The 16403-nt window shown below is 45.0% G+C and carries 13 protein-coding genes; 3 read left to right on the top strand and 10 right to left on the bottom strand.

Going from position 1 to position 16403, the window contains the following annotated elements:
- Positions 1 to 168 precede the first annotated feature (168 nt).
- Positions 169 to 1116: a tryptophan 2,3-dioxygenase family protein gene (locus tag QWZ17_RS05175; protein ID WP_290303935.1), complete on the top strand. Its 948-nt coding sequence runs from the start codon at positions 169 to 171 to the stop codon at positions 1114 to 1116.
- A 32-nt stretch (positions 1117 to 1148) separates the two neighbouring features.
- On the opposite strand, the gene QWZ17_RS05170 is transcribed toward QWZ17_RS05175, so the two are convergent.
- From QWZ17_RS05170 to QWZ17_RS05125, 10 genes are all read right to left on the bottom strand, one after another.
- A complete protein-coding gene (locus QWZ17_RS05170) occupies positions 1149 to 2477 on the bottom strand; it encodes an MFS transporter (RefSeq protein ID WP_290303934.1) in 1329 nt (442 codons plus the stop codon).
- A 285-nt stretch (positions 2478 to 2762) separates the two neighbouring features.
- A complete protein-coding gene (locus QWZ17_RS05165; RefSeq protein WP_290303933.1) occupies positions 2763 to 4148 on the bottom strand; it encodes a M20/M25/M40 family metallo-hydrolase in 1386 nt (461 codons plus the stop codon).
- A 207-nt stretch (positions 4149 to 4355) separates the two neighbouring features.
- The gene (gene recG, locus QWZ17_RS05160; protein WP_290303932.1) at positions 4356 to 6458 is read right to left on the bottom strand and encodes an ATP-dependent DNA helicase RecG; all 2103 of its coding nucleotides are present in this window, start codon (positions 6456 to 6458) and stop codon (positions 4356 to 4358) included.
- A 106-nt stretch (positions 6459 to 6564) separates the two neighbouring features.
- A complete protein-coding gene (locus tag QWZ17_RS05155; RefSeq protein WP_259090997.1) occupies positions 6565 to 6942 on the bottom strand; it encodes a RidA family protein in 378 nt (125 codons plus the stop codon).
- Complete coding sequence (locus tag QWZ17_RS05150; RefSeq protein WP_290303931.1) at positions 6939 to 7082, bottom strand: DUF6728 family protein; 144 nt, start codon at positions 7080 to 7082, stop codon at positions 6939 to 6941. The genes QWZ17_RS05155 and QWZ17_RS05150 overlap by 4 nt, the downstream gene beginning before the upstream one ends.
- A 205-nt stretch (positions 7083 to 7287) precedes the next feature.
- Positions 7288 to 8160: an EamA family transporter gene (locus QWZ17_RS05145; RefSeq protein ID WP_290303929.1), complete on the bottom strand. Its 873-nt coding sequence runs from the start codon at positions 8158 to 8160 to the stop codon at positions 7288 to 7290.
- A 446-nt stretch (positions 8161 to 8606) separates the two neighbouring features.
- Complete coding sequence (locus tag QWZ17_RS05140) at positions 8607 to 9164, bottom strand: hypothetical protein (RefSeq protein ID WP_290303927.1); 558 nt, start codon at positions 9162 to 9164, stop codon at positions 8607 to 8609.
- Between the two features lie 149 nt (positions 9165 to 9313).
- Positions 9314 to 10660: a M28 family metallopeptidase gene (locus tag QWZ17_RS05135; protein ID WP_290303926.1), complete on the bottom strand. Its 1347-nt coding sequence runs from the start codon at positions 10658 to 10660 to the stop codon at positions 9314 to 9316.
- Between the two features lie 136 nt (positions 10661 to 10796).
- A complete protein-coding gene (locus QWZ17_RS05130; RefSeq protein WP_290303925.1) occupies positions 10797 to 11633 on the bottom strand; it encodes an oxidoreductase in 837 nt (278 codons plus the stop codon).
- A 504-nt stretch (positions 11634 to 12137) separates the two neighbouring features.
- A complete protein-coding gene (locus QWZ17_RS05125; RefSeq protein ID WP_290303924.1) occupies positions 12138 to 14354 on the bottom strand; it encodes a carbohydrate binding family 9 domain-containing protein in 2217 nt (738 codons plus the stop codon).
- 186 nt (positions 14355 to 14540) lie between these two features.
- On the opposite strand from QWZ17_RS05125, the gene QWZ17_RS05120 reads away from it, so the two are divergent.
- Both QWZ17_RS05120 and QWZ17_RS05115 read left to right on the top strand, forming a co-directional pair.
- Positions 14541 to 15590: a sensor histidine kinase gene (locus QWZ17_RS05120; RefSeq protein ID WP_290303922.1), complete on the top strand. Its 1050-nt coding sequence runs from the start codon at positions 14541 to 14543 to the stop codon at positions 15588 to 15590.
- On the top strand, positions 15587 to 16309 hold the full coding sequence (locus tag QWZ17_RS05115; protein ID WP_290303921.1) for a LytR/AlgR family response regulator transcription factor: 723 nt from the start codon (positions 15587 to 15589) through the stop codon (positions 16307 to 16309). The genes QWZ17_RS05120 and QWZ17_RS05115 overlap by 4 nt, the downstream gene beginning before the upstream one ends.
- The last annotated feature ends 94 nt before the right edge of the window (positions 16310 to 16403 follow it).

Genomic DNA, 16403 nt, shown 5'->3' with positions numbered 1-16403 from the left:
CTGAATCAGAATTTGCAGAATTAAAGAATGAACAGAATTAATTGGCCGTTCAACTTAGCATTCTGAAAATTCTGATCCAGAAAGAAGACACTTGCCAATCAAAAAAGTTTTCTTTTCCGGCTCCTATCTGCCAAATTGTAGCTCATTTCATTTTTATTACCTTTGATAATGCAATTCCCGCCAGAAATTGAAGACCGCTTAGCGCAACTACAGGAGAAATATGAAGCTATGGGCCAGGATATGAATTCATATCTTGATGGGTTACTATATGCCGATTTTTTAACTTACTGGGACTATATCCACCTAGATACTTTGTTAAGTTTGCAAAGCCCTAAAACGCCCTTTCCTGATGAGGAGATATTTATTATCTATCATCAAATAACCGAGCTGTATTTTAAACTGGCCCTCCACGAGTGTGAGCAGATAGCTGTCGCCCAGCCATTAACTGTTGAGTTTTTGACGGCGAGGTTGAAGCGAATTAACCGTTATTTTGGCGCCTTAACCCAATCATTCGAGATTATGGTTGATGGGATGGAGAAGGAACAGTTTCTGAAATTTCGGATGTCGCTACTGCCGGCCAGCGGATTCCAGTCGGGGCAGTACCGTATGATTGAAATTTATGCGACCGATTTTATTAACCTGATAGCTAAGGATAAACGCGAAGAATTGCGTCATGTATCTATAGAAGAGCAGTTTGAGTTTATTTACTGGAAGTTTGGCGCTACGGAACTGTCAACCGGTAAAAAGACATTAACGCTTAAACAGTTCGAAAAGAAATACGCCAAAACCTTTATTGAATTGGGCAAAGCAGCAGCCAATCATAACTTTAACACACTTGCCCTGCAATTTGAAGCAGCCGGACAATTAACGCCGGAGTTGAAAACAGAATTGCGGCAGTTAGACGTGAACGTAAACGTGAATTGGCCACTATCGCACTATAAATCTGCCGTGCGATACCTTAACCGGGAACCGGAAGAAATTAAAGCCACAGGCGGCACCAACTGGCAAAAATACCTGCCTCCGCGCTTTCAAAAACGCATCTTTTATCCATCGCTATGGAGTAAAGAGGAGTTGGAAAACTGGGGCAAAGCCTGGGTTGATAGCGTGTTAGGGTAAAAGCTCCTCCAAACCTCCCCTGAAGGGAAGGCTTATTGGGTGATGATTTCTTCTTCTGACACTTCGGGTGGTTGAATTTGCCCTAACGAAAGCGGTATTAGTTTCTTGGTTTTCAGGTAAGTGATGCCTACAATAAGCATGGTCATGCTACCACCAAATATTACGGATGGTATTGTGCCTAACAGCTGAGCGGCCATGCCCGATTCAAAAGCGCCAATCTCATTCGATGAGCCTATAAACATTTGGTTAACGGCAGATACACGTCCGCGCATATGATCGGGAGTTAGCAGCTGCATAATGGTACCTCGAATAATAACACTTACGCTATCAAATGCCCCATAGGTGAACAGGCAAAATATCGACAGGTAAAAATTTCTGGATAGGGCGAAGCAAATGATAGATACGCCAAAGCCGGTTACCGCGACCAATAAATTACGCCAGGGTTTACCCATGGGCGAAAAGCGGGTCATTACCAACATGGTTAATATAGCGCCCACTGATTCCATTACGCGCATAATGCCTAATCGCTCGGCTCCAACCTTTAATATTTCATCGGCAAATACAGGCAACAGGGCTACTACGCCTCCAAAAAATACAGAGAAAAGATCAAGACTCATAGCACCAATCATCATTTTATTATTGAAAACAAAATGGATACCTTCTGATAAGCTTTTCCAGATATTTTCTTTGGGTACAAATACCGGCGGGTATTTACGTAAGGAGGCTACCAACACAAATGATATCAGCAACATGATAATGATGAGGCCAAAGCTTTGGGTAACGCCATTTACACCGTTTATAAACTTACCAGGATAAGCAATAATTAAACCGGCAACCGCTGGCCCTAAAATGGAGGCTGCCTGCCAGCTTGAACTGCTCCAGGTACTACCGTTGGGATAAACCTCTTTAGGGATACTTTGCGCGTAAATGGTAAAGGTAGCCGGCCCGTAAAAGGCGCGTGCTATACCATTAACAAATATCATTGAATACACAATGGGCACAACAAAGGCCGGGTTTACAATGCCGTGGTTGTTTTTTAAGGTTACCGTAAATATTACCGTAGCGGTTACTATTACGCTGCCGAAAATCAGCATCAGCATTTTTCGCTTTTCAGATTTATCGGCAATATAGCCTCCGTAAAGGGCAATGCATACCGCCGGAATGGCTTCACAAAGCCCAATGCCACCAAGGGCCATTTTACTTTGGGTAATGTGCCAGATGTAATAACCTAACACAAATGTTTGCATAGAATATGCAAAGGTGAAACAAAAGCGCATGCCTACGTAAGATCTGAAATCTTTATATCGCAATGCCGCAAAGGAATCTACTTTCTGGGGTTTACTATCGCCTTCTTCGGTCACTTGTTGTTTTGGATGATGTGCTGCAAATTTACAATACGGTTTTGGAATTTGATAGTAATATGCAGGGTTTTAATTGGATAAATTATGTTTTTAGATGTGCAGATATGCAGATTACAGATGTGCAGATGAAGTGGGGATGTGCAAGTGTGCAGATTACAGATGTGCAGATGAAGTGCAAAAAAGCCGCTAATCAAACTTACGAAGTTTCTGAAACTTCGTAAGTTTTTAAAGGACATCAAAAAATCATCTGTACATCTGTAATCTGCATATCTGCACATCGAGAAACTATAAGCCGTGCTGGTCAATCAGGTAGATCAGGGCTGCTATGCCTGCGCCGCCTAATTCCAGTTCGCGTTTGTTTACGTTTTCGAAAACGTCGTTTGGTGTGTGGTGAATATCAAAATAACGCTGAGAATCCGGGCGGAAACCTATCAGGATAACACCTGGCAGCTTTTCTTTCATCGGCTCAATATCGGTACCTGCGCCACCTATGGTTAGTTGGTCAACCTCATAAGGTTCTAAGGTTGATTTCCAGTTATCATTTACTTTTTTGATAAATTCTTTTGATACATCAGAAAAACTAAAACCACGTGGAGTAAAGCCGCCTTCATCGGTTTCTATAGCTGCAATATGCTCCTCTTTGTTTTGGGCGGCAACTTCGGCGTATTTAAGTCCGCCTTTATGGCCATTTTCCTCATTCATGAAAAATACCGCGCGCACAGAATTTTTAGGACGATAGCCTATCGCTTTAAAAATCCTTAATACCTCGGCCGACTGCATTACACCGGTGCCATCGTCATGAGCCCCTTCGGCCAAATCCCATGAATCCAGGTGACCGCCTACGGTGATAAATTTATTAGGATGCTCGGTGCCGGTTAATTCGCCTATCACGTTGTATGACAGCGCATCGGGCAGTAACTGGCAGCTTTGTTTAAAGTAGAATTTAGCAGTCGGGAACTTGCGCATTTTAAGCATGGCGCTCAGCTTGTTAGCCGCTTTAGTTGATATTGCCGCGGCAGGGATATTCTTGCCATCCTTATCAACCAGGGTAGCGCCGGTGTGCGGGAAATCATCAAGCGTACTACTTAATGAACGTACAATAACCCCAACCGCACCATATTTGGCGGCTACAGCAGGACCCATAAAGCGCTGATCGCCGGCGGCGCCGTAAGCACGGCCGGTTTCGATAAAGCGTTGATCGAAAGCACGGTTAAAGAACACAATTTTACCTTTAATCACCTTCTCTCCTAAAGATTCAACCTCTTTAAGGCTTTGTACTTCAACTACATCAGCAGTGATGCCCGTTTTAGGGGTAGCTATCGTCATGCCCAAAGCAGCGATGGGTACGGGGATACGGTTTTTGCCGTCGATGATAAAGGCGGTTTCTTTTTCGCCGCGCACCCAGTGCGGTACCATAACTTCCTGTAAATAAACTTTATCAAAGCCGTAGCTTTCCATCAGTTTTTTGCTATACTCTACGGCTTTTTGGGCATTGGCCGAACCGCTGATACGCTGGCCAATGTTTTTGCACAGGTAGCGCAGGCTTTCATAGCTTTTGCCGTTCACCAGGGCTTCGTCATAAATTTTGCGGATGGTGAGGGAGTCCTGCTGGGCGTGGACAAGGGGGGCGGCCAACATTGCGGCGCATAATAAAGTAAATGTTTTTTTCATCTATTTTTCTGTATGGTTTTGGCAGATAAATGTACCTAACTATAACCTATGGATACCTTTTGACATCCTGTGATTACCTTTTCAGTCACCTTTGATACCCTTTTGAGATACCTTTAGGGCAATTTTGTTTTTGCAGACCGTTTGGGGCATTTACCGGCCGAAGTCAGTCGGAAACAAATTTAATATTTTGAGTGGAAAATGAAAGCCTCAGGAGATCTTATCCCAACTTAGGCCGGCATTATTGGTTTGGAAGGCATGGTGCAGCACCTGGTTTTCGGGCAGGGCCAGTTGCGGGTCTTTGGCGAAGATTTGCTCCACACTTTTACGGGCCTTGATCAGGAGCTCCTGGTCGGTAGCCAGGTTGGCTACTTTTAAGTCGAGTACACCGCTTTGCTGCGTGCCATCCAGGTTGCCCGGGCCGCGCAGTTGCAGGTCGATCTCCGAAATCTCGAAGCCATTATTGGTTTTCACCATGGTATCCAGGCGGATCTTACCATCATGACTCAGCTTATGGCTGCTCATCAAAATACAATAAGATTGCTCGGCCCCACGACCAACCCTGCCACGCAGCTGGTGCAATTGAGATAGACCAAACCGTTCGGCGTTTTCAATGATCATTACCGAGGCATTGGGCACGTTCACCCCAACCTCAATAACGGTGGTAGCTACCATAATTTGCGTTTCGCCTTTGATGAAGCGCTGCATTTCAAACTCCTTATCGGCGGGTTTTAGCTTGCCGTGTACAATGCTAATCTTATATTCGGGTAATGGGAACTCGCGAGAGATTACCGCTATACCATCTTCCAGGTTTTTAAGATCGAGTTTTTCACTCTCCTGAATTAGCGGGTATACAATATAGATCTGCCGACCCAGGGCTATTTCCTTTTTCATGAAACCAAACACCCGCAGGCGCTGGTTATCAAAAAAGTGCAGCGTTTGGATAGGTTTACGACCGGCCGGCAACTGATCGATCACCGATACATCCAGATCGCCATAAAGTGTCATGGCCAAGGTGCGGGGGATAGGGGTAGCCGTCATTACCAGTACATGCGGCGGGATGACGTTTTTACGCCACAGTTTGGCACGCTGCTCAACGCCAAAGCGGTGCTGCTCATCAATCACCACAAAGCCCAGGTTTTTGAATTGTACCTTATCTTCAATTAAGGCGTGGGTGCCTATCAGGATTTTCAGGTCGCCGCTTTCCAGGCGTTGATGGATCACTTTACGGTCTTTTTGTTTGGTAGAACCGGTAAGCAAAGCAACCTCAATAAATTCGGTACCTACCAGGTTAAATACGGTTTGGAAATGCTGGGTAGCCAAAATTTCGGTAGGGGCCATAATGCAGGCCTGGAAGCCGTTATCAACCGCAATCAGCATACTCATTAAAGCTACTACAGTTTTTCCGCTGCCCACATCGCCCTGTAGCAGGCGGTTCATTTGCACACCGCGCTGGGTATCCTGCCGTATCTCTTTTAAAACCCGCTTTTGAGGGGCGGTGAGTTCAAAGGGTAATTTATGGTGATAAAAATCATTAAAGTAATGCCCTACCTTATCAAATACATTTCCTTTAAACTTTTGGGTATGCAAAAGCTTATTACGAAGTAAACGAAGTTGCAACAGGAAAAGTTCCTCAAACTTTAAACGATGCAAAGCTTCATTCAGCAAATTAGCATCAGCCGGAAAATGGATGTTTTTATAGGCCTCGGCCCGACTAATCAGCTTAAAATGCTGAATGATGTACAGCGGTAAATTTTCAAGCACATCTTTAGCGTGCAGCGCCAGTAACACCGAAGTAAGTTTTTGGATGCCCTTGCTATCTAACTGGAACTGTTTGAGTTTTTCGGTAGAGTTATATACCGGCTGCAAGGTAGCGTTCCCCTGTCGCTGCATATTAGCCGGCGAATACACCTCCATTTCTGGATGCGCCATTTGCGCCTGCATGTTAAAAAAGCCGGGCTTGCCAAATACAATGTAAACCGTACCGGGTATGATGGTTTTCTCTATCCAGTTGATGCCCTTAAACCACACCAGTTCAAGTGTGCCGGTATCATCGCGGGTTTGCACTACCAGGCGCTTGGTATGTTTTTCGCCAACAACCTGTTTACTGATCACCCTGGCCAAAACCTGCACGTACGGCAAATCGGGGTTAATATCCTTAACCTTATAAAACTTGGTACGGTCAATATACCTGAAAGGGAAATGGCGCAGCAGATCCTCAAAATTGGCCAGCCCCAGTTCCTTTTTCAAAACCTCGGCCCGTGCCTGGCCAACTCCTTTTAAGTAAACAAGTGGTGTTTGAAAAGGGTTCATAAAGCCTCACCTAAATCCTCTCCAAAGGAGAGGACTTTGATTTGCGTGGTTGTTTTGGATTTTTTTCTTAACTCCCTCTCCAAAGGAGAGGGCCGGGGTGAGGTTCTTACTTCACCGCAATAACAGAGATCTCTACATTAACCCCTTTAGGTAAAGCAGATACTTGCACAGTTTCGCGGGCAGGGAAGTTGGAGGTAAAGTACTTGCCATACACTTCGTTCACCTGGCCAAAGTTGCCAAGGTCGGTTAAAAATATGCTTGATTTTACCACGTTGGCAAAGCCGATGCCGGCCTCAGTTAAAATGGCTTTAATGTTTTCCATTACTAACACGGCCTCGTCGGTAATGCCGGTGGTTACCAGTTCGCCGGTGGCTGGGTTAAGCGGGATTTGGCCCGAAACAAATACAAAATTACCGGCAACAGTAGCCTGGCTGTACGGCCCGATAGGTGCAGGCGCGTTATTGGTGTTTATTATTTCCATCATTTTTTGAATATGAACATTTGTATCAGCTTGTAGATAATGCCCGCCAAAAACATGATAATAGCCAACGCGTTTATAAAATGCATAATGCGCAGGTTAATGTTATTTGGCCTGTTGGGATCTTTTTTTCTAAAGAAATACATATTACAAACTTAGTAAAAAAGCCTCACCTAAATCCTCTCCAAAGGAGAGGACTTTTGATTTGCGCAGCTGGAAACGCAAACTGAAAAAAACGCTGCCTCGGGCTTTCAGCTCGTGGGTAATATTATGCGCTAAACTCGCGGAAGCATTGTTTATACTTCATTATTCGATATTCGGCATTCAGTGTTCGATATTAATTCCTTTTCGCTAAGCGTCGGGCGTAGCTTTGCCCATATCCTCCCGGTTGCCTAAGGTTGCCCCTGCACTTGCAATTACTACCAATACAACAGCTACATATTCCTGTACAGAAAGATATTCCTTCAAAAATATCAACCCGCAGATGGCTCCAACGGCGGGTTCCATGCTCATGAGGATGCTGAACGTTTTGGTGGGCATATACTTAAGCGCGTACATCTCTAATGAAAACGGAACGGCGCTGCAAAACAAAGCCAACGCCACTGCTGGAATAATCATATGGCTTTTAAAGTTTACCATGCCACCGCCTGTAAAAGCAAAGGGCAACGCCACCACCAGCGCAAACAGCATTCCTATAGTAACAGCCTGCCGGCCATCTAACACGGCGGATACCCGTCGACCTAAAATAATATACCCCGCCCAAAACGCACCTGCCAGCAAGGCCATGCCCGCGCCGAACAGGTCAATATTGGTATTGTTCCACGGTGTCATCAACACAATGCCTCCCGCGGCAAGCAGCACCCATAAAAATTCGATGAGTCGCCTGGAGCTGAATACAACCAACAATAGCGGCCCCATAAATTCAAGCGTGACGGCTATCCCCAACGGGATGCGGGATAAAGCGAGGTAGTAAACCAAATTCATGGCGCCAAGACAAAGCCCATAAGGAATTACCGCCTGCCATTGTACTTTGGTAAGGCTTTTTAGGTTGGGCCTGTTTACCGCAAGCAGTATCAAGGCAGATAACCCTATCCTCAGCATCGCGGTGAACGTCGCGCCAAGTGCCGGGAATAATTCTTTGGCAATAGTGGCCCCTATCTGAACGCTTAATATCGAACCTAAAACCGCCAATAAAGGCCGTATATGTATTTTGCTTTTTTGCATTTTGGTGTAAGGGGTGAGATGCGTAAAGATAATTTAAACGGACGAGGTGGCAGGTTAAGGCAATGTCATTAAGTGGGAGGGCATTGAATCTTTCGTCGACGAGAATCATGATCCCAGCGTTCAGCTAAGATAAATTTAAGGCTCATTATTTAGCCCGGAGTTACGTTGCGTTACAATCGTGAGCATAACGACATCCTGTAGTCTGGAGACTACAGGCATATTGGTGCGAAGTCAGAGGCTTCGCACAGCGGTGGGGTAAAAGTGAAATAGGAGGCACCTACGGAGCCAAATCCTGTTTAACAATATATCTATAAACACGGGACTCCGCTGGAGTCTAAAAATAATTCCCAGACTCCAGCGGAGTCTCGTGTTTATAGTCAAAACTCTCTTGCTTTTGGCTCCGTAGGTGCCTCCTAATGGTTTTGATTTGTGACGCTCATAAATGCTTAACTCCCTGTGAACGTGTATTTCGACTCTATCAACTTTTTTCTGTTTAAAATAAAGTATACAACCGCTAAAATTACAATGTAAATCACTAATCCCTCAAAGTAACCCATCGAAACCTTAAATTCTCTAAGAATTTCCATTGCCCCGAATGGCATCATCGAAAAAATATTGATCAATACCCAAAAGGACAAAATAACTATTGTAGCGATAAATGATTTCCGGAATTTTCCGATCCACAAGATTTGCGGCAGCAAAATACTTCTGACCAGTAAAGCGAGTGTAGCCCACCAATAGGAACCAAATAAACGATTGGTAAACGTATACTGTTCATACTCGCCTCCCGAATAATAAGCTGTAAAAATCTCTGCTAAATATGTTACCAGGTAAATATTAGCCCCTAAAAGCAATACGGTGTTTACAGCTTTGACCAATGCTGGCTTATTGATTTTAAATAATTCGATTTTAAAAAGCTTAACAATAAACAGGCAAATGGTGATGGCAAAAGTGCCGTTAAAAATAGAGTCGGCGATAAAATTGGTAATGGTATAAAATAGCATAATTTAAAAGCCTCACCTAAATCCTCTCCAAAGGAGAGGACTTTTGATTTGCATGTTGGGTACACAAAAGACGTTTTTTTATTCAGATCAGGAGATTAAAGCCTGCTAATCAAAGCCCTCTCCTTTGGAGAGGGTTGGGTGAGGCTCTCTTACCTCACCGGCTTCGGAAACACCGGCAAACTTTCATGCCCATCCGCATCTACAGCTTGTACCGCGAAGAAATAATTATCTTTTGAGTAGGCCAGCGTAGCCGAGGTATCAGTTACGTAAAACTTGCGTTCCCAAAAGGCGCTGGTGGTTTCGCGCATCAGTACATAGTAGCCTGCAGGTTTTTTGCCTGTGGATGGCGCTTCCCAGGTGAGTTTGGTTTTGTTGGTAAGGTCGCTGGTGATGATGCCCACCTTTTGCGGCTGGGCGGGTGCCAGGGCCAGGTTGGCCAACACGGATAAGTTCATGCGGGCTACTTTTTGTACGTAGTTAAAATCAACAAAGTCGGGCAGGTCGCCGTAGTCAACGCCGTTTTCGGTACGGATGTTCTGGTGCTGGCGGTTAAAGTCCTCATTCATTTCGGTAAAACGTACCGCGCTAAAACCCTGCTCCAAAAATGGCAGGTGATCGCCGCCACGCAGGTAACGATCGCGGCGGTAAATCAGCTTAACATCCAACTGATCAACATAACGCTCGCCAATCTCTTTGGCATAGCGTGCCAGTTCGCGCGAGGGACTATCATTTTCGCCACCCAATGATTTCAATGCAGCAATTTGTTTATCTGTAGCGTTGGTGGGGATACCATCACTAAAAACGCGCACGCTACGGTTATCCTTCAAATCGGTTTCCATACCGTGGCTGTTGCCTACAATATCGTTATTCAGCATAGCATCCACGTTCCAGTTTTCGGCTTTGGCGCGTTTCGCTACATGGTCAGATCCGTATAGCCCCTGCTCTTCGGCAGCAACGGTCATGAAAATGATGGTGGCCGGGAAACTGTGTTTAGCCATCACCCTGGCCAGTTCCATAGAAAGGGCCGTGCCCGAAGCATCGTCATTGGCACCCGGCTCAACGCCATTGCCATCCATCACATCATTTATGCGCGAATCATAATGGCCCGATACCAGGTAAACGCGAGTATCGTTCGGGTCGGCGCCTTTTAAGGTAGCCAAAACGTTTTTAATCATCACCGGCTTATCAATCCTGCCGCTTTTGGGTTGGGTAAAAGTATCAAAGGCAACCGTCATCCGCCCGTTCGAGGCAGCGGCATAGCGCTCCATTTCGGCCTTGATCCAGTTACGGGCCGCGCCAATGCCGGTGGTTTTACTGGTGGTATCGCTCAGCACATGCCGGGTTTTAAAACTAACCAGTTTGCGGATGGTAGCTTCAATATTTTTGGAGGATACCTCATCAACCATTTGTTTAATCTGCAAATCGGGTTTTACGATGGTTTGGGCCGATGACGCGGCGGCGATGAGTAGGAAGAGGAGGGTTTTGATGTATTTCATGCGTGATGCTGTTTTTGTTTTTTTGTAGAGATGCATTAGGCATCTCTACAAAAAAACGTTTAACATGGTGTTGGGCGCTTTCTGGAATCCGCGGTTAGATACACACAACAACATTGCTTACTCACGCTGTTGCAAGTTAAATAAAATCCGTAGATGCGCTAACCTCTTTAAACGCTTCAAAATCAGTTTGCATCAGGCTTATTTTGTAATTGGCATACTGCAAAGCGTCCGACCCTAAAAGTAACCTTAGCGGTGGTTCGGTGAGCTGGGTGGTGGCGATGATCACTTCGGCCGCTTTTTCGGGATTACCTAATTGCGTGCCGGGGATTTCGTTGATATGCTTGTGCTTTATCTCGTCAAGGGCAGTATATTCGCTTATTGGGTTTACAGGTAAAACAGTTGAGCCATTGTTAAGGAAACCGGTGCGGAAATACCCTGGTTCAATCAAAGTAACCTTAATCCCAAAGGGTGCAACCTCCTGGCTCAAAGCCTCTGATAAAGCTTCTACCGCGAATTTGGTAGCAGCGTAAACGCCCCAACCCGCAACAGATATGATGCCCAATACCGACGATACATTCAGGATATGACCCGAACCGGCTTTACGCATATGCGGCAATACCGCGCGGATAACACTTAACAAGCCAAATACATTTACATCAAAATTGGCTTGCACCTCTTGCTTTGACGATTCTTCCACACCACCCAACAAACCATACCCGGCATTATTAACCAGGTAATCTATCTGCCCAAATTTGGCAATAGCCTGTTCAACACCTGCCGCGATGCTGTTTTCATCAAGCAAATCAACCTGCAATGGCAGGAACTGACCGACGGGTGCTTGTATTGCTGTATTAAGCGCATCAATGCTACGGGCGGTTGCTACTACGTTATCGCCGCTTGCTATTACTTTTTTTACCAGTTCAAGGCCTATGCCCTGTGAGGTTCCGGTAATGAACCATGTTTTGTTGCTCATATAGTTTGTGTTTTTATATCGATGATGCCAAATATTAAACCAACATGCTAAACAACTAAACATCAATAGCTTAAGATACAGATTAAAATCCAAGCCGCTCTATATCGTTAAAAGGTTCATAATACAACGATATGGAGTAAAGCAGGCAGGTCATTTTGGGCTAAAGCCAATGCTGGCCGCCAAGGTTCCGTCCCATAAATGGGAAGGCAATGAAATTAGTTTAACACTTAGCTTCCTCTCTTAATTCTTGACTCTAATTTCTTGACTCTCTTCACTGTTGGTCAAAGTCCTCCGACTTCGATCTGCGATGCCTGTAGTTTGCAACTACCGGTTTGATCATTGAACAGATTGCGATTTGAAAATGTAGATGATCCTGTAGTCAGAGACTACAGGCATACTCGTTCGAAGTCGGAGACTTCGAACAACGCAGGACGGCAATGAATTTAATTTAATGCAAAGCTTCCTCTCTTGATTCTTGACTCTAATCTCTTGAATCTCTCTTCCCTATATCTGCCTGATATACGTTAGCTTCAAAATACCGCCCTGTTGTTTTTGCGGGATGCCGAAGGGTGTTTTATAATAATTGTTCACGCTGTTTGCCACCAGGTAAATGAACGATAGCGGGCGGTACTCCCACGAAAAGCGGGCATTTAATGATCCGTTACGGGCGTCGGTGTTATATTGGTAAAATGCAGATAACAGCATTTTAGGATTGGCCGCTACCCGCAGCTCTGGCGCCAGCAGGTGGGTGGTGGTTGATACTTTATCTACGCCTACGTTTTTAAAATCGTTACGGGTATAGCTCATCACCAGGGATAGCTGGGGTACGGGTGCTGCCCTTAACGATAAATAATAACTATTCAGCCTACCATTATAATAGCCCCCGGTGCTCAAACGGGTTTCGGCACTAAAGGGCGCGGCCGCGTTGGTGATGCCGTAAAATTCATAGCGGTAAAAATGGTAATTTGCTGTAGCGATATTAACCTTACGTACCGGTTCAAAATTATCCGTAAGGTTTTCCCATGAACTGGTGATATTAAAATTAAGGTGCGATTGATCTGTAAAAAACAATTGAAAAGGCATCAATATCACGTTTGCTTCCTGGAATTTGCCGGTTGAGGCTTCGTGATAAATATCGGCAGTAATTTGCGGACTAAAAAACTGCACGTTTTTAGGAAACCAGTTTTTATGCGTAAAAAAGTAAAAATTGGGTTGTGTATTGATAAAATTATCGCGGGCAACAAACCCCGTTTGGGCCTGGTAACCTTTAGATACCGCAGTTTGAAACCAATCGATAAAGAAATGCGTGGCCGAGTAATTCAACTCGGCAAAGGCCGCAGATCCTTTTTGTTTATTGAGCGAATTACCCGAGTATGATGCCATCCCACGGATAAAAAACGGCTGGCTTACCTGCCAAAAGGCATCCACCACCTCAACCGGGTTAACAGATGTAGAGTGGCCCAGCCCCGCCAGGTTTTCGCGCAGTATCTCCATCCCGCCGACCTGCAGCCTGTTGGTGATATTGCGTTTGTAGCGAAATACGCCAAACAGCGCGCCATTTTCGGTACTATCTCCATTTTGTTTCATTACCAATACCCCGGCCGATTGCTTGCTATCCTGGTGAACAAACCTTAAGCCACCATTAATGGTAAGCGGGTTGCCGTTATCGCTCAGCCCTATCCTCCGGCTAAAAAAAGGTTGAATAATACCACTTTGCCCTACCGAAAACAGGCTGGCGTTCTCTAAAAAGAACTGCCGCTTTTCTGGAAAGAACACACTTGAGCGGCTTAGGTTTACCACCTGCTTATCCACATCCGCCTGGGCAAAATCGGTGTTAACAGTACCCTCCAGTAGGGTATTGGAGTTGATGGCATATTTAACCTCACCGCCAAACTCCGGTTTATAGCTTGTCTTTTTATTGTCGATCTTATTGGCATTCACTAATGCGTAAGGCTCAACCCGCAAGTTAAAATTAGCATCGGGTGGTATTATATTGGTAAGGATACCTGCATAGGCCATCTGCGTTTCGCTATAAGCCTGCGGCCAGGGCGACCAGCCGTTGGTTTCGCCGATGTGCCTGATGTTGCGGGCAAAGTTAATGCTCCATTCACTGGAATTTTTGGGATACCGCAGGGTGCTGAAGGGGATAGCCACTTCGGTTGTCCAGGAGTGTTCCTGTATTTTACTGGCGGCCTGCCAAACGGCATCCCATTTATAATCGTAGCTAAAATCGGCATAGTGCATAATATCCATCTGGGTGCCGTAGGGCGTTACGCAAAAAGTCATTACCGGCAGGCGGGGATCTTTGAATGGATCGATCAGGATTTCAAAAAGTTCGTTATTGCTATAACTAAAATCCCGGCGCAAATCCTGTACCTGGATATCTTTTTTACCCGGTGGAAAATCACATACCGCGCTGATGTAAATATTTTTATCATCGTACAATAACCGCACCTTGGTATCGTACGTTGCTTTATTACCCTGCCGGGGATAGGCCGTGGTGAAATAAGTGGCAACGGGGGCTTTATCCCAGGCCGCTTCATCGGGCAGGCCATCGATGGTTATTTTTTCGGTAGTGCGGGTGGCTTGTAAATGCGGGCGTTGAGCCTCGGGCAACGGTAAAAAAGCCTCCTGGGCGTGTAACCCTTGCAAGGCTGCTTGTAATATAAGGTATAAAATCAACCCAAATTGGCGATAATTGAGGCGCTGAAATATTTTCATGCCTCAAATAAATGGCGCTAAAAACGCAATATTTTTAGTTTTAGACGTAGTGCTTATTTGCAACCATCAACAAGCTGTTAACAACCCCAAACATGTTAACGGTAAAAAACGTACAATTAAGGGCCCGGAATGGGGCGTTGGTCTAATAACCGGATATAGCCCGCTAAGAATATTGATTTTTACAACATGCAAAACCTAAAGCAGATACGATACCAGGCCATTATGCGGCACCTGCTGTTTTGGCTGGCTTATGTACTATACCAATCTGTAAACAACGGATGGGAGGATAAGGATGTATTTTCATTTAAGCTGGACCCACAGCTGTTAACCGGGGTGCCCACCTGCATGCTGGTTACCTATGTAAACCTTTACTTACTGATGCCCTTATTTTATTACCCTCAAAAATATTTCAAATACGCCGTTGGATTATTATTGCTCATACTTTTTGGTGGCCTCATTCAACGTTTTTTCGCATATGCCATTTGGGTTCCGTGGGATAAAATTCACGAGCCCGCCATGTTTAAAATGGAGAAAACCACCTTTTGGATTCCGGTACGCATTTTTAAAAACGCGGCCAACAATACTCCCGTAATGGCCATAGCCATGATTGCCAAATTGATGCGCAACGCGTTTGAACAGGAAAAGCACCTGCGCGAAATGGAGCAGGAAAAGTTTACCGCCGAAATGGGCCTGTTGAAAGCCCAGATTAACCCGCACTTTTTTTTCAATACACTTAACAGTTTATATGCCCTTACCTTAAAAGGAAGTGAACAGGCATCAAAAGTGGTGTTGCGCCTGTCAGACCTGATGCACTACATGCTGTACGAGGCCAGTGAAAACAAAGTACTGCTGCAAGACGAGATTAAACACCTGGAAAGTTACATCGGTATTGAGCAAATGCGCTTTGCCGATAGGCTGGAGCTCTCCTTCCAATACTCGGGCGATATTGCCGGTAAAATGATTGCGCCCTTATTGTTGCTCCCTTTTGTAGAGAACGCTTTTAAACATGGCCTTGCCGAACATAATGGTTACATCACCATTAATTTAAAGGTAACCGGCAGTAGGCTGTTTTTTAAGGTAGAGAATAGTTATGAACCCAATACTACGGCTACCAGCACAGGCCTCGGCCTCAAAAATGTAAAGCGTCGGTTGGAGCTTACCTACCCCGGCAACTACACCTTGCTGATTAATAAATTCAACGAAATTTTTGAGGCCGATTTAAAGCTTGACCTATGAAAAAGATCAACTGCCTGGTAGCCGACGATGAACAACTGGCCCGCGAAGTAATGCAAAGTCACATCAGTAAATTGGATAAGCTTAACCTGATTGGCACCTGCAACAACGCTATAGAAGTTTATAACACGCTTAAAAGCTACGAGGTAGACCTGCTGTTTTTAGATATCCAGATGCCGCAGCTTACTGGCATTGAATTATTACGTACTCTCAAAAACCCACCGCCGGTAATTCTCACTACCGCGCACCGCGAATTTGCTTTGGAAGGTTACGAGCTTAACGTGATTGATTACCTGCTGAAACCGGTATCCTTCGAGCGTTTTTTAAAAGCGGTTGATAAGTACGAAAGCAGCCGCAACCCCGATAAGATTATTGTAACATCGCCGGCGCCTACCTTAGTTAAAGATGATAGACTGGCGTTTATCTACGTAAAATCCGACAAAAAAATGGTGCGCATCCTGCTTATTGATATCCTTTATATTGAGGGGCTGAAGGACTACGTTAAAATATACACCACCACCAATGCCGTAATTACCTACCAAACGCTTACCTACCTGGAAGAAAAATTATCAGCCAATCACTTTATCCGCGCCCATCGCTCGTACATCGTGTCGCTCAACCACGTTACCGCCTACTCATCCAACCAGATAGAAATTGGCAAACGCATCATCCCGATAGGAAACTCCTATGCTAAAGATGTTTTGAAGAAACTGGAGGGGTAATTTTGATGTGCAGGTGTGGATTGGATGTGCAGATGAAAATACGTCATGATGATTCCATAACCTTAATAAACCTTCGCGCCGCTTTTTCACCTAT

The organism is Mucilaginibacter flavus (assembly GCF_030409315.1).
Lineage (GTDB): Bacteria > Bacteroidota > Bacteroidia > Sphingobacteriales > Sphingobacteriaceae > Mucilaginibacter > Mucilaginibacter flavus.
This window is presented reverse-complemented; position numbering and strand designations above follow the sequence as displayed.

Bases quoted from the DNA above. Each gene is read 5' to 3' on its own strand.
- QWZ17_RS05175 (WP_290303935.1), top strand. From the start codon at position 169: ATGCAATTCCCGCCAGAAATTGAAGACCGCTTAGCGCAACTACAGGAG.
- QWZ17_RS05165 (WP_290303933.1), bottom strand. From the start codon at position 4,148: ATGAAAAAAACATTTACTTTATTATGCGCCGCAATGTTGGCCGCCCCC.
- recG (WP_290303932.1), bottom strand. From the start codon at position 6,458: ATGAACCCTTTTCAAACACCACTTGTTTACTTAAAAGGAGTTGGCCAG.
- QWZ17_RS05155 (WP_259090997.1), bottom strand. From the start codon at position 6,942: ATGATGGAAATAATAAACACCAATAACGCGCCTGCACCTATCGGGCCG.
- QWZ17_RS05150 (WP_290303931.1), bottom strand. From the start codon at position 7,082: ATGTATTTCTTTAGAAAAAAAGATCCCAACAGGCCAAATAACATTAAC.
- QWZ17_RS05145 (WP_290303929.1), bottom strand. From the start codon at position 8,160: ATGCAAAAAAGCAAAATACATATACGGCCTTTATTGGCGGTTTTAGGT.
- QWZ17_RS05140 (WP_290303927.1), bottom strand. From the start codon at position 9,164: ATGCTATTTTATACCATTACCAATTTTATCGCCGACTCTATTTTTAAC.
- QWZ17_RS05135 (WP_290303926.1), bottom strand. From the start codon at position 10,660: ATGAAATACATCAAAACCCTCCTCTTCCTACTCATCGCCGCCGCGTCA.
- QWZ17_RS05130 (WP_290303925.1), bottom strand. From the start codon at position 11,633: ATGAGCAACAAAACATGGTTCATTACCGGAACCTCACAGGGCATAGGC.
- QWZ17_RS05125 (WP_290303924.1), bottom strand. From the start codon at position 14,354: ATGAAAATATTTCAGCGCCTCAATTATCGCCAATTTGGGTTGATTTTA.
- QWZ17_RS05120 (WP_290303922.1), top strand. From the start codon at position 14,541: ATGCAAAACCTAAAGCAGATACGATACCAGGCCATTATGCGGCACCTG.
- QWZ17_RS05115 (WP_290303921.1), top strand. From the start codon at position 15,587: ATGAAAAAGATCAACTGCCTGGTAGCCGACGATGAACAACTGGCCCGC.